The 12,762-nt window shown below is 35.5% G+C and carries 12 protein-coding genes; 3 read left to right on the top strand and 9 right to left on the bottom strand.

The window, feature by feature from the left end; translation table 11 throughout:
- Nucleotides 1-6: 6 nt before the first annotated feature.
- Both PF028_RS00440 and PF028_RS00435 read left to right on the top strand, forming a co-directional pair.
- Nucleotides 7-1,416, top strand: coding sequence for a multiheme c-type cytochrome (locus PF028_RS00440; RefSeq protein ID WP_270860698.1), 1,410 nt, complete (start codon nt 7-9; stop codon nt 1,414-1,416).
- A 142-nt stretch (nt 1,417-1,558) separates the two neighbouring features.
- Complete coding sequence (locus PF028_RS00435; RefSeq protein ID WP_270860697.1) at nt 1,559-2,764, top strand: multiheme c-type cytochrome; 1,206 nt, start codon at nt 1,559-1,561, stop codon at nt 2,762-2,764.
- 58 nt (nt 2,765-2,822) lie between these two features.
- Here the strand turns inward: PF028_RS00435 and recR are convergent, their stop codons facing one another.
- Genes recR through PF028_RS00420 form a run of 3 tightly spaced genes read right to left on the bottom strand, consistent with a single transcriptional unit; the run spans nt 2,823 to nt 5,316 of the window.
- On the bottom strand, nt 2,823-3,398 hold the full coding sequence (gene recR, locus PF028_RS00430; protein ID WP_270860696.1) for a recombination mediator RecR: 576 nt from the start codon (nt 3,396-3,398) through the stop codon (nt 2,823-2,825).
- An 11-nt stretch (nt 3,399-3,409) separates the two neighbouring features.
- On the bottom strand, nt 3,410-4,645 hold the full coding sequence (locus tag PF028_RS00425) for an ArsS family sensor histidine kinase (protein WP_270860695.1): 1,236 nt from the start codon (nt 4,643-4,645) through the stop codon (nt 3,410-3,412).
- Entirely contained in the window at nt 4,642-5,316 is a 675-nt protein-coding gene (locus PF028_RS00420) for a response regulator transcription factor (RefSeq protein WP_270860694.1), read from the bottom strand. Before PF028_RS00420 ends, PF028_RS00425 begins: the two co-directional genes overlap by 4 nt.
- Nucleotides 5,317-5,438: 122 nt before the next feature.
- Here PF028_RS00420 and dnaJ point away from each other — a divergent pair, with 122 nt between their 5' ends.
- Nucleotides 5,439-6,533 (top strand): molecular chaperone DnaJ, encoded by a 1,095-nt coding sequence (gene dnaJ, locus PF028_RS00415; protein WP_270860693.1) that lies wholly within the window; start codon nt 5,439-5,441, stop codon nt 6,531-6,533.
- A gap of 45 nt (nt 6,534-6,578) precedes the next feature.
- On the opposite strand, the gene PF028_RS00410 is transcribed toward dnaJ, so the two are convergent.
- From PF028_RS00410 to PF028_RS00385, 6 genes are all read right to left on the bottom strand, one after another.
- The gene (locus PF028_RS00410) at nt 6,579-7,109 is read right to left on the bottom strand and encodes a hypothetical protein (RefSeq protein ID WP_270860692.1); all 531 of its coding nucleotides are present in this window, start codon (nt 7,107-7,109) and stop codon (nt 6,579-6,581) included.
- 210 nt (nt 7,110-7,319) lie between these two features.
- Nucleotides 7,320-8,288 carry a hypothetical protein gene (locus tag PF028_RS00405; RefSeq protein WP_270860691.1) on the bottom strand — a complete coding sequence of 323 codons (969 nt, stop codon included), beginning with the start codon at nt 8,286-8,288 and terminating at the stop codon, nt 7,320-7,322.
- Between the two features lie 233 nt (nt 8,289-8,521).
- The gene (fusA, locus tag PF028_RS00400; RefSeq protein WP_270860690.1) at nt 8,522-10,597 is read right to left on the bottom strand and encodes an elongation factor G; all 2,076 of its coding nucleotides are present in this window, start codon (nt 10,595-10,597) and stop codon (nt 8,522-8,524) included.
- Nucleotides 10,598-10,607: 10 nt separating this feature from the next.
- The gene (gene rpsG, locus PF028_RS00395; protein WP_270859211.1) at nt 10,608-11,078 is read right to left on the bottom strand and encodes a 30S ribosomal protein S7; all 471 of its coding nucleotides are present in this window, start codon (nt 11,076-11,078) and stop codon (nt 10,608-10,610) included.
- 74 nt (nt 11,079-11,152) lie between these two features.
- Nucleotides 11,153-11,527 carry a 30S ribosomal protein S12 gene (gene rpsL, locus PF028_RS00390; protein ID WP_270860689.1) on the bottom strand — a complete coding sequence of 125 codons (375 nt, stop codon included), beginning with the start codon at nt 11,525-11,527 and terminating at the stop codon, nt 11,153-11,155.
- Nucleotides 11,528-11,734: 207 nt separating this feature from the next.
- Nucleotides 11,735-12,664, bottom strand: coding sequence for a tetratricopeptide repeat protein (locus PF028_RS00385; protein ID WP_270860688.1), 930 nt, complete (start codon nt 12,662-12,664; stop codon nt 11,735-11,737).
- Nucleotides 12,665-12,762 lie beyond the last annotated feature (98 nt).

Below are 12,762 nucleotides of genomic sequence, written 5' to 3'. Positions count from 1 at the left end.
AATACGATGAAAGCTTTATTTGCTACAATTTTTTCAGCATTACTTATAAGTTGTGCATTTGCACAAACTCCGCAAGAAACAGATAATGAAAATACGCTTAGCGAAACAAATGCCACTATGGCTAGTGAAACACTGTCACAAGATCAAACTCTTTCGGATTCCACTGCCACAGATACACAGATTGTATCAGAAGAACCTGCGGAAAAAACATTATCTATCTCAGAAATATCGACAACTTCTGGTACGATTTCATCAGATGCCGTAGCAGAAGCAGACAATGGAAACATAATGAATCCGATTGCTTGTTTTGCTTGTCATAAAGAGCAGTTTGCCGACTGGGAAACTTCGCTTCATGCTAAATCACACGAAGATTTAAATCCGCTTTATGAAAAAGCTATCACTCTTGTAAGTAGCCAAACTCGTCAAATTCGCGAGCAGGTTTTATTAAGCTGTGGAACTTGTCACAACCCAAAACTAGAAAAGAAATTTGTCAGTGAAAGCGCGGCTCTTGCGATTATGCTTGATATAGATTCAACAGTGAAAAATGAGCTAAAAAATGCACTAGAAGCTGAGCATATAAAAAGCGGAATAAGCTGTTATATTTGTCACAATGTCGATAGTATAAATCATAGAGATAATTATACAACAGTCGGTTATCAGATGCTAAATTGGACAAAAGGAAATTTGATAGTAGGTCCTTATGATTTAAGCTCTCAACAAACGATTTTCCACTCTTTTGGGAAACGAGATTTTTTCAGAGAAAATAACGATCTATGCCTATCTTGCCATCAAGGACAAGCCACTAAAAATGAACTTTCTATGTATAACACAGGTGAAGAGTTAAATTCAAGTGGCACAGACGATAAATGTGTAGATTGCCACATGGGAAGCATAAAAAAAGGAATACTTGCCCCACAAATCAAAAGAGATAATATGGTCGAACGCGATATAAAATCACACTTTTTTGCAGGTGCTAGGAATAGTAATATTCTAAAAGATATAATTGATATAAATATGGAAAAAACAGCATCAAGCACTGCTAAAATCATCGTTTCAAATTCTATACCACACGGGGTGCCAAGCGGTTTTAGTGGTAGAAGTTTGGTTTTAGAACTTTTATTTTCAAACGGAGATGAAGTCATCAGAACCGAAACAATCGATTTCAGAGCTACTTATGAAGGCAAATTTGGATCAGAAACTCTATCGTATTCAGCAAAAGCTCTATTAAGCGATACACGATTAAAGCCAAAAGAAAATCGTGAAATTCATATTCGCATTCCAAATGAAACAAATAGTATAAAAGCAACTTTAAGTTATTACATTTTAGCACCACAATTGCAAGAAATTTTAAAAATTGATGACAAAACTTATACAAAACCTTACGAAGTCATATCGAAAGAATTCAAGGTAAATTAGCCTAAATTTGGCGTTTAAATTATATCTTAAACGCCAAATTCACAAATTTACCACTAAAATACTATGAACAATGCAAATTTAAAGATACTTTAAGATTAATATTATATTATACGGAAATTTACCTTATTTTGGGAGTTTGCAAATGAAAAAGTTCTTTGCAGTGCTTATTTTGGTCTTTTTTAGTTCAAATTTAGTTGCCGATGATGAAGTTTCTATCATGGCTGATCCACAAAACTGTCTTGGATGTCACGACGATATACATGCTGATTGGACCACTTCGCTCCATGCTAAATCGCACGAAGATTCTAGTGAGCTATACAAAAAAACTGTTGAGCTAGTCGCAACGGAAACAAAGCAAATTTATGAGCAAGTTTTGGTAAGTTGTGGCACTTGTCATAATCCACGCTTAGAAACCAAAAACATAAGCGATGATGTCGCTCTTGCTTCTATGCTTGGAATTCAAACTGATGAAACAAAAAATTTACATAATAAAATCGAAAGCGAAAGTGTCAAAAACGGCATTAGCTGTTTTGTTTGTCACAGCGTAGAACATGTCAAAATGCGTGATAATCAAACTCAAAACGGATATAAGCTATTTGATTGGACAAAAGATGATTTAATTGTGGGGCCTTATGATTTAAAAAATGAAGAGCCGATTTTTCATAAAAGCGAAGAGCGTAGATTTTTTAGAGAAAATAATGATTTGTGCTTAGCGTGTCATCAAGGTCAAGCTACTAAATCAGAGCACTCGCTTTATAATACAGGCGAAGAAATGCGAATTGTAAGCAGTAGAGAACTTTGCACAGACTGCCACATGAAAAATAGTAAAACCGAAATTATAGCCCCTGATATGCAGCGAGAAAATATGGTTCCAAGAGAGATAAAATCTCACTTTTTTGAAGGCGCACGAAATAGTGATATTTTGAAAAATGCTATCGAATTAAGCTTTGAAAAAGTCAGTCAAAATGAAGTAAAACTTTTTGTAAAAAATTTGATAAGCCATGGAATTCCAAGCGGTTTTAGCGGTAGGAGCTTGGTTCTTGATATAGATTTTTTAAAAGATGGTGAAGTTTTACAAACTAAAAATATAGATATGAGAGCAATTTACAAAAATGCACTTTTATATGAAACGCTTTCGTATGCAGCCAAAGCAAAAGGCGAAGATACAAGGCTAAAACCTTATGAAAAAAGAGAAATTTCGCTAGAAATTCCAGAGAACACAACCGCCATAAAAGTTTCTGTTGGATACTTTGTAATCGCACCTCAACTCCAAGAAGTATTGCAAATTCAAAACGAAGAATTTACAAAACGATATGATGTCACAGAACAAACATTTAGTGTAAAATAAAATCTCTTTAACTTCTAATTCTCGGCGAATTTATCTAAATTTGCCGAGAATTTTAAATTTAAATTCCAACCCGTCCGTTCATAGCCTTTATAAGCGAAAGCATATCGACATTTTCAAGGCTGACATTTGTAGGAATTCCTTGTGCGATTTTGCTAAATTTAATGCTTTTGTGTTTGAGTTTATCTTCTATATACAGCATAATGCCGTCTGAATTCACACTTGGAGTGAGTGCAAAAATAAGCTCATCTGAGCCATTTTCATCGATCATTTTTTCAAGACGAGCCAAAATTTGCTCATTTACATCATCAAGCACAAAATAAAGCCCGTCAAAAATGTTATTATTTTCAAAAATAAAAATATCTTTTGGCGTTTCAACTATGCAAATTTTATCTCTATTTCTGCCAAAATCGGCACAAACTTCACAAATTTCGCTTTCGCAAATTCCGCCACAAATTTCGCAGCGGCGTAAATTTTTAACTGCCTCTTCTATGCAGTGAGCTAAATTTAGCCCCATAAAAGAGTTTTCAACTCCCACAAAATAGGCATATTTTAAGGCTGATTTTTTACCCACGCCCGGAAGCTTTTCAAAAGAAGCAACAAGCTCGTCAAATTTTTGTGCTAAATTTTTTTTCATAAACTCATCTTTTAATCATTTTTATTTAAATTTAGGCAAAAAAAGTGCCGTCCGTCGCTGTAATTGTAATCAAATTTAAACTTATGCATTTCGCAAATTTTATCCACGATATAAAGCCCAAGCCCCATTCCGCTTGTTTTTTCGCCCTTATTGCGGATAAAAGCTTGTTTATAATATTCAAACGATTTTGAAAGCGCATTGCCTTGATTGCTAACGCAAATTCGGTTTTTATCGCAAACAACTAGTGCCTTTTTGTTATCCGAATATTTAAGCGCATTATCGATTAAATTTTTCAAAGCCAAAGAAAACAGCTGAAAATCGACATTTACAATATCATCGCTATTCATCTTAACTTCGACTTTTTCGTCCCAGTTATCGAGCATTGCTATGTCTTTGACTTGCTCTAAAATCAAGCTAAAATGGCACTCTTGATAATTTAATGAATAATTTCGCGAAAGCAGTTGTTCGATTTTTGCAAATTCATTTATCAAAATTTCAAGCCGTTCAAAAACCCCAACTAGCCTTGATTTTTGCGTTTCATCTTCTATCATTTCTGATATTATGCGACCTTTGCCAATAGGTGTTTTAAGCTCATGCATAATGGTTCGCAAAAAAAGTTGGCGAGAGCGAATTAGCTCTTGAATTTTACTAACTGCGTTATCAAATTCGATTGCAACCTGCCCTATTTCATCTTGGCGTGGCTTGTCTAAAATTTTTATCTCCATATCACCACTTGCGAAGCGTTGAATATTTCGATTAAGTTTTTTAAGTGGCGTAAAACTGCGAATCATCGAAAGATAAAGTGAAATCAAAACAGAAATGACTATCAAAAAACCTATCCACAACGGATCGTTTAAATTCTTTGTTCCCAAGCTCTCAAAGGCGATTGCAAAAGATTCATTTTTGATATTTAAAAAAAGCGAATCATTATAGCGAATCGACTCAAACTCTCCAAGTGGCGTTTTTTGAGCAAAAACTTTTTCTCCGCTTGTGATGATATTTACCATAACATTTTTATCTTTTACCAGTTCAAGACCAAAATTTTTAAAATATTGTTGTATGTCTTGCGGTGGGATTGAGCGATCATAAAGCTCCAAAAGATAGTTGATTGCGTTGATTTGGTTTGCCTGCATACGAGACAAGGCTTTATTCATCTGAATTCTGCCAAAGGTTATAAAAAGCACACAAACAAGCATCAACGCAATAACGAAAAATATCGTTATTTTGGTAGTTAAAGAGTGTTTCATCCGATAAGTTTATAACCTATCCCACGAACTGAAAAGATGTATTTCGGATTTTTCGAGCTATCGCCGATTTTTGTGCGAAGGCGACCGATGATGACATCAAGGCTTTTTGAATCCTTGTCTTTTAGGCTTTTGCAGTTATAAACAAGCTGTTCTCTTGAAACTGAAAAGCTATGTTGTTTGATTAGGTATTCTAAAATTTCATATTCAGCCGGAGTTAGCGTTAAAGCTTCATCTTCAAAATAAATTTCATGCCTTTTTTCATCGATTCTAAATACGCTATCAGCGACGACTTCTTCTTTCTCGGCATTTGTTTTTCGGTAACGGCGGATTAAGCTCATAATCCTTGCGTGCATCTCTTTTGGATCATACGGCTTTGGCATATAATCATCAGCTCCGATTTGAAGTCCTACGACTCTATCGCTAACATCGCTTCTAGCAGAACTTATGATAATCGGAATATCATATTTTTCGCGAATTTCTTTGCAAACTTCAAGTCCGTCAATGCCCGGCAATGTCAAATCCAAAATCAATAAATCAAAATTTTTAATCCCTGCACTAAGCCCTAAATACGGATCTTCGTAGTTTGTAACTTTAATATTAAATTTGCTTAAATACTCAGATAGTAGCGTTGCAAACTCAGAATCATCTTCAATCATCAAAACATTTACCATAATTTATCCTTTGTTAAAAATTTTGGTAGCACATTATACAGAAAATTAGTTAAAAATTTATTGAGTTTTCAAGTAATTTAGGTAAAATAAGCGTTTTATTAAAATCAAAGCGGAGTTAAAAATTGGCTGATTATTATGAAATTTTAGAAATCACAAGAGAAGCAAATTCTGACGAAATTAAAAAAGCTTATAGAAAACTAGCTCTTAAATACCACCCTGACCGAAATCAAGGCGACAAAGAAGCCGAAGAAAAATTTAAAGAAATCAACGAAGCCTATCAAGTTTTAAGCGATGAAAACAAACGCAGAATGTATGATAGATACGGCAAAGAAGGCGTAAATAACGCAGGTTTTGGCGGATTTAGCGGTGGTTTTGAAGATATAAATTTAGGTGATATTTTTGAGTCATTTTTCGGCGGTGGCGGATTTAGTGGCACTAGACGCCAAAAAAGCGTAGATCCATACCCGCTAGATACTGAAACTATCGTAACTTTAAGCTTCAAAGAAGCTGTTTTTGGCGTAAGCAAAGAGTTAAAATACAAAATCAAAAAACCATGTGGGGCTTGCGACGCAACAGGCTCAAAAGATAAGAAAAAAGAGAGTTGTTCGCATTGTGGCGGAAGCGGTAAATTCGCAAGGCGTCAAGGTTTTATGAGCTATATCCAAACTTGTCCGCATTGTGGCGGAAGCGGCGAAATCGTCAAAAACAAATGCTCCGATTGCCACGGACAAGGTTTTGTTGAAGAGAGCATAGAAGTCAAATTTGACATACCAAAAGGCGTGGATAACGGCTTAAAAATTCGCCTTGCAGAGAAAGGAAATATCTCAAAAACGGGCGAAAAAGGCGATTTGTATGTAAATATTCGCGTAAAAGAAGATAAACATTTCGTGCGAGAAGGCGATGATTTGTATATCGAAGTGCCTGTGTTTTTCACTCAGGCGATACTGGGCGAGACTATCGAAGTGCCTACGACAAGCGGAAAAACCGAGCTTAAACTCAAAGTCGGCACCAAAGACAAAGAGCAATTTATCATCGAAAACGAAGGCGTGGAAAATATCCGAACCAAGCAAAAAGGTCGCTTGATAGTGCAAATTTCAGTCCAAACGCCAAAAAAACTAAACGAGCGACAAACCGAGCTTTTAAAAGAGCTTCAAGAGAGCTTCGAAAAAGACAACGGCGAAAGCTTTTTTGATAAAATCAAAAGCTGGTTTAAGTAGAAAAATTCGGCAAATTTAAATGTCAAATTTGCCGAATTTACAATTTTATTCTTTTGTATAAAATCCCATAATCTCACAAATATAAACTCTGTGAAAATCCTTGTTTTGATACCAAAAATTCGGTATTTCATCGCTTAAAAAATTCTTTTCTTCAAGATAGCTTGTATAAAGCTTTTTGCATTTTAGTATCAAATTTGCTTCTTCAAAACCGATTAAGTCCCGCTCTAACAAAACTGCATTTAAGCCGATATTTTTCGCCTTGTCTTCGTCTTTTCCGCTTATTTTCCCACAATACCCAAGAGCCTTTTTCTGACCACCGCCAAAAAACGAAAGGCTTATAAATTCGTTCTCTTCGCTAAATTTAAAGGTGTGGCGTTGCGGACGGATGTAGATGTGCGCCACCGGCTTTTCCCAAAGATAGCCAAAACCACCCCATGAAGCGGTCATTGTGTTATAAAGCGGATATTTTTCGCTAGTTCCTGCGCTAACTAGCATCCACTCTTTTCCTACGCTTGAAAACGGCTTTAAAACTGTGTCTAAGTCCGATATTTTGGCTTCGTTAAACTTAAAACTCATTGTTTTTCCTTTTGAAAAATTAGGCAAATTCTAGCGATTTTTTGTTTAAATTTGCAAATTTTTTCCATTACCATTGCAAAATGTATAAAAAACGAACTCGGTAGCTAATGTTTAAATTTAGTGCTTGATTTTTTTAAATTTATTGTAGGGTGGCAAATGCCTACCATAAGATTATCAAATTTTTCGGTGGGCAAGGATGCCCACCCTACGCTAAAACTCATCGTTCTCTCCTTTATATTGAAGTTTATTTTCTAAATTTTTTATCTTGTTAATTTTTTCTTTCCATTTGGTAGATATTTCAAAGTCGAATTCGCTACTATATCGTGCTTCTGAAAATCTTTCGTAATCTGCAATCTTAGCCGTATAACTTTTATCGTGAATCGCTATTTTTTTGAAATAGTAGAATTCTTCTAACTCGTCTATACTTTTATCATAAATGTTTTTATAGTGCCTACAAACTCTTCCAAAATCAATTCTATCGTCTAACAATTCTGACGCAAAAACAGTAAAATGTGGATTTTGTGGAATAAGCACATAGTATCGCTTATTTCTTTTTTCAATAAACGCATAATTAGTAAAAAAGTCAATCTGAAAACCTTTATAAAAAAATGGCTTAATGTATATAAAATTTTCTATAAAATCTCCGTTTTCATCGATTAAATCTTTTTGTGCGAACGGGTCAAATAACTCTTTTTTTGGTAGCGGATTACTTTCTAAAATTTCTTCATAATTTGCTTTAACACTACCATTGTTATCGCAAATTTTAGATACGATATTCATCAATTTTTCTAAATTTAAATTTTTATCTATTTTCCAAAATCTACAATTTGTCTTGCTACTATTATACAATGTGCAATCCTGATAATCCGAGTATGTGTTTCTAAGTTTCCAATCGCCCCTTATGTGCCTCATTGTCTTAATTTCATCTTCGCTAAAATTATCAAGCTTATACAGTTTTTGCAAATGGTCTCTTAAATTTTGCTCTACCAACTCTTTAACGCTTACTTTGCCATTTTCCGTTATTTCTTCAAATGTTGCGTTATGATTATAAAAATACTCCCTATCTTGCCTATCTTGTTCTCTTTCATTAGCAATATTATAATTTTTGTAAAAAACATAACAAGATGCTATTAAAATATAGGTACCTATTATAAACAATTTAATTTTCCAATTTTCCATTTTATTTCCTTTTTAATACAAGCAAAGAGATTTTAAATTGCAAAATTATTTCTACTTTATTTGTATGGTGGGCATTTGCCCACCATAAGGTTATCAAATTTTTCGGTGGGCAAGGATGCCCACCCTACGCTTTTATAAATTTAATTAAAAGCAAAATTAAAGCATAAAAAAAGCGAAGAATTCAGCAAATTCGCCGAATTCTCCGCTTAAAAAGTATTAAAACTAGCTAAATTTTAGCCATTGCGTTTTTTGATGATTTCTTCGCTTACATTTTTTGGAACTTCATCGTAGTGGTCAAATTCCATAGAGTAAGTCGCACGACCTTGTGTTTGGCTTCTAAGGTCAGTAGAGTAACCAAACATTTCTGAAAGCGGACAAAATGCGTCGATGATTTTATTTCCGCCGCGTTCGCTCATATTATTTACTTGACCGCGTCGTTTATTTAAATCGCCGATAACATCACCCATATACTCTTCTGGGGTTTCTACTTCGACTTTCATCATAGGCTCTAAGATTACAGCACCTGCTTTTCTAGCGCCTTCTTTAAAGCCCATTGAAGCAGCTAGTTTAAACGCCATTTCAGAGCTATCGACTTCGTGGAAGCTTCCGTCATAAACGGTAACTTTAACATCTTCGACAGGATAACCCGCCAAAACGCCGTTTTGCATAGCTTCTTGGCAACCTTTATCAACAGCAGGGATATATTCTTTTGGAATAGCACCACCTTTGATGTCATTTACAAATTCATAACCGCTGCCCGGCTCTTTTGGCTCTAAGCGCAAGAAAACATGTCCGTATTGACCGCGACCGCCTGATTGTTTTGCGTATTTGTATTCTTGTTCGATAGTTTTGCGAATAGTTTCGCGGTAAGCAACTTGCGGTTGTCCTACTTCTGCTTCGACTTTAAATTCGCGTAACATACGATCGACGATGATTTCAAGGTGAAGTTCGCCCATACCTGAGATGATAGTTTGACCGCTTTCTTCATCTGTTGCCACACGGAAGCTTGGATCTTCTTGTGCAAGTTTTTGAAGCGCGATACCCATTTTTTCTTGGTCTGCTTTTGTTTTTGGCTCAACAGCAACGCTAATAACAGGATCAGGGAATTCCATGCGTTCTAAGATAACTTTATCTTTTTCATCTGCTAGTGTATCGCCCGTAAGCGTATCTTTTAAGCCCACGATAGCGCCGATTTCACCTGCGTAAAGTTCTTTGATTTCTTCTCTTTTGTTTGAGTGCATTCGTAGCAAACGACCGATACGCTCTTTTTTGTTTTTACCTGTGTTATAAACATAGCTACCGCTTTCTAGCACACCACGATAAACACGAACGAAAGTTAGTTGTCCTACAAACGGGTCAGTCATAATCTTAAATCCAAGACCTGCAAACGCTCCGTCATCAGTAGATAAAACTTCTGTTTCGCTTCCGTCTTCGTATTCGCCGCGAATCGCAGGAACTTCATCAGGCGCAGGTAGATAATCAACAACAGCATCAAGCAATGGTTGAACGCCTTTGTTTTTAAACGCAGTTCCGCACATCATAGGGATAATGCTAAGCTCTAAACAACCTTTTTTGATACCTTTTTTGATCTCTGCTTCGCTTAATTCTTCGCCGTTGAAATATTTTTCCATTAAAGCTTCGTCAGTTTCGGCAACTGCTTCAACTAGTTTGCTTCTATATTCTTCTGCTTTGTCTTTTAGTTCAGCTGGAATTTCGCCGACTTCTGGCGCACTTGGACCTTTTGCGTCGTCCCAAGTAAGAGCTTTCATAGTTACTAAATCAACTACGCCTTTAAAAGTATCTTCTGCGCCGATTGGAATTTGAATCGGAACAGGATTTGCTTTTAGTCTGTTTTTGATTTGAGCTTCAACATTGTAAAAATTTGCACCTACGCGGTCCATTTTATTTACAAAAACGATTCTTGGAACATGATATTTGTTTGCTTGGCGCCAAACGGTTTCACTTTGTGGTTGAACACCGCCGACTGAACAAAATACTGACACAGCGCCATCTAAAACACGCATAGAGCGTTCAACTTCGATAGTAAAATCAACGTGTCCCGGGGTGTCGATTAGGTTGATTTGGTGATCATTCCAAAAGCAAGTTGTCGCAGCAGAAGTAATAGTAATACCTCTTTCTCTTTCTTGCTCCATCCAGTCCATAGTAGCAGCACCCTCATGCACTTCGCCGATTTTATGGCTCATACCTGTGAAAAATAGAATTCTTTCGCTTGTTGTTGTTTTACCGGCGTCGATGTGAGCAGCGATACCGATATTTCTAACTCGGTTTAAAGGAGTTTTTCTTGCCATGATTTACTCCTTACCAGCGATAGTGAGCAAATGCTTTATTAGCTTCTGCCATTTTGTAAGTGTCTTCTTTTTTCTTAAATGAAGAACCTTTTGAATTCGCTGCATCAAGTAGCTCGTAAGCTAAACGCTCAATCATAGTTCTTTCGCTTCTTTTTCTAGCAAAAGTGATTATCCAGCGGATTGCCAAAGCTTGTTGGCGAGCTGGGCGAACTTCGATTGGAACTTGATAAGTTGCACCACCTACGCGGCGAGATTTAACTTCCATAAGTGGTTTTACATTTTCGATAGCGTCGTTGAAAACATCGATGCCTTTGGCTTCACCGCCTTTTTTGTCGATTAAATCAAGCGCACCATACATAATCTCAGTCGCAACGCTTTTTTTGCCGTCATACATAAGTGAATTAATAAATTTAGTGATTACTTTGTTGCCATAAATTGGGTCAGGCATAACTTCCCTTACGGGAGCTTTTCTTCTTCTCATTTTATTATTCCTTCAAATTTGAAAATTTTACTCAAATTTAACCAAAACTAAGGGTTAAATCTGTCTTAGCTAAACTATTTTTTAGGGCGTTTAGCACCGTATTTAGATCTAGAAACTGTTCTTTTTGCGACACCTGCGGTATCAAGCGCACCACGAACGATGTGATATTTAACGCCCGGTAAGTCTTTTACACGACCGCCGCGAACTAGAACAATGCTGTGTTCTTGTAGGTTATGACCTTCACCGCCGATATAGCTGATGACTTCAAAACCGCTTGTTAGCCTTACTTTGGCAACTTTTCTCAAAGCTGAGTTTGGTTTTTTAGGAGTTGTTGTATAAACTCTGGTGCAAACTCCGCGTCTTTGAGGACACTCTTTTAGCGCAGGTGATTTTGACTTTACATTCACTTTTTTGCGCTCTTTTCTGACCAATTGATTTATGGTTGGCACAGTAAATTCCTTTCATCAAAAAATTTATTAAATAAAAAAGAGATTGATTTTACAAAAAAAATACTTAAACTACTATGAATTTATGCTTTTTCTAAGAAATGAAATATTTTGTCTATTAAATTTAAAATGTAGGATGGGCGTTTCGCCCACCATAAGGTTGCCAAATTTTTCGGTGGGCAAGGATGCCCCACCCTACCTATCTAAAAATTATTTAGAATTTTCGTAACTATCACAACTGCCTTTATCTCCAAGCTCACAAGCTTTTTTGCAATATTTTTGAGCTTCTGTTTTATAGCCTTCTGATTTATAATCGTAATCGTGTTCTGAACCTAAATCGTAACAAACCTTACTACAATTATCATTAAAACCAAATTCACAAGATTTTTTATAATACTTTCTAGATTCTGTTTTATTATTGTCATTATTATATAAAAAACCCAAATCGTTACAGGCTATATCGTATCCTAATTCGCAAGATTTTATAGCAAATTCATCGGCTTTTTCTTTATTCTGCACTTTGGTTTGTGTAGCATACTGAGCGTATGCACTATAACAAGCATCAGAATTCCCAAGCTCACAACTTTTTTCATATAAATTTAACGACTTGTCAAAATTGTTTTCTATACCAGTAGAAAAACTATGTTCATCATACATACTTCCTAAATACAAACATGCTTCTGCGTTATTGTTTTCGCACTCGATAGAATATAACTTTTCGGCTTTTTGTCTTAATTCTATTGATTTATCTCGATTATCATGCATATCAGCCAGTAAATCGCAACTTCTTGCTATATCTTTTTCGCAATCTTTTTCATACAAATTCATAGATTTTTGAAACAGCTCTTTTGCTTTTTCTTCATCTTTTTCTATCCAAATACCATTACTATAATAACTAGATAATGCGGCACACGCTTCGGCGTTATTACCATTACAGCCTTTTTCAAAATATTGTATTGCTTTGTTATATCTATCATTATTGTCTGATTTATCAACTATAACTTTTCTATTTTGTCCATACAATAGCCCAAGTTCGTAGCAACTTTTACCGTCGCCTTTTTCGCAAGAAGTTTCTAAATTTGAAACTTCGTCTGCAAACATTATTGCAAATATTAAACTAAATAATACAAATTTTTTCATTTTTATCCTTTTGTTTTGTTATAAATTCGGCATTGTATCAAAAAAAACGCAATTCCAAACCATTGTGAATTTTTATTTATACGCATTTTCTCTTGTTG

The sequence above is a fragment of the Campylobacter sp. CN_NE2 genome (genome assembly GCF_027797465.1).
GTDB lineage: Bacteria > Campylobacterota > Campylobacteria > Campylobacterales > Campylobacteraceae > Campylobacter_B.
The sequence above is the reverse complement of the archived record's forward strand: the minus strand, read 5'-3'. Positions and strand labels throughout refer to the sequence as shown.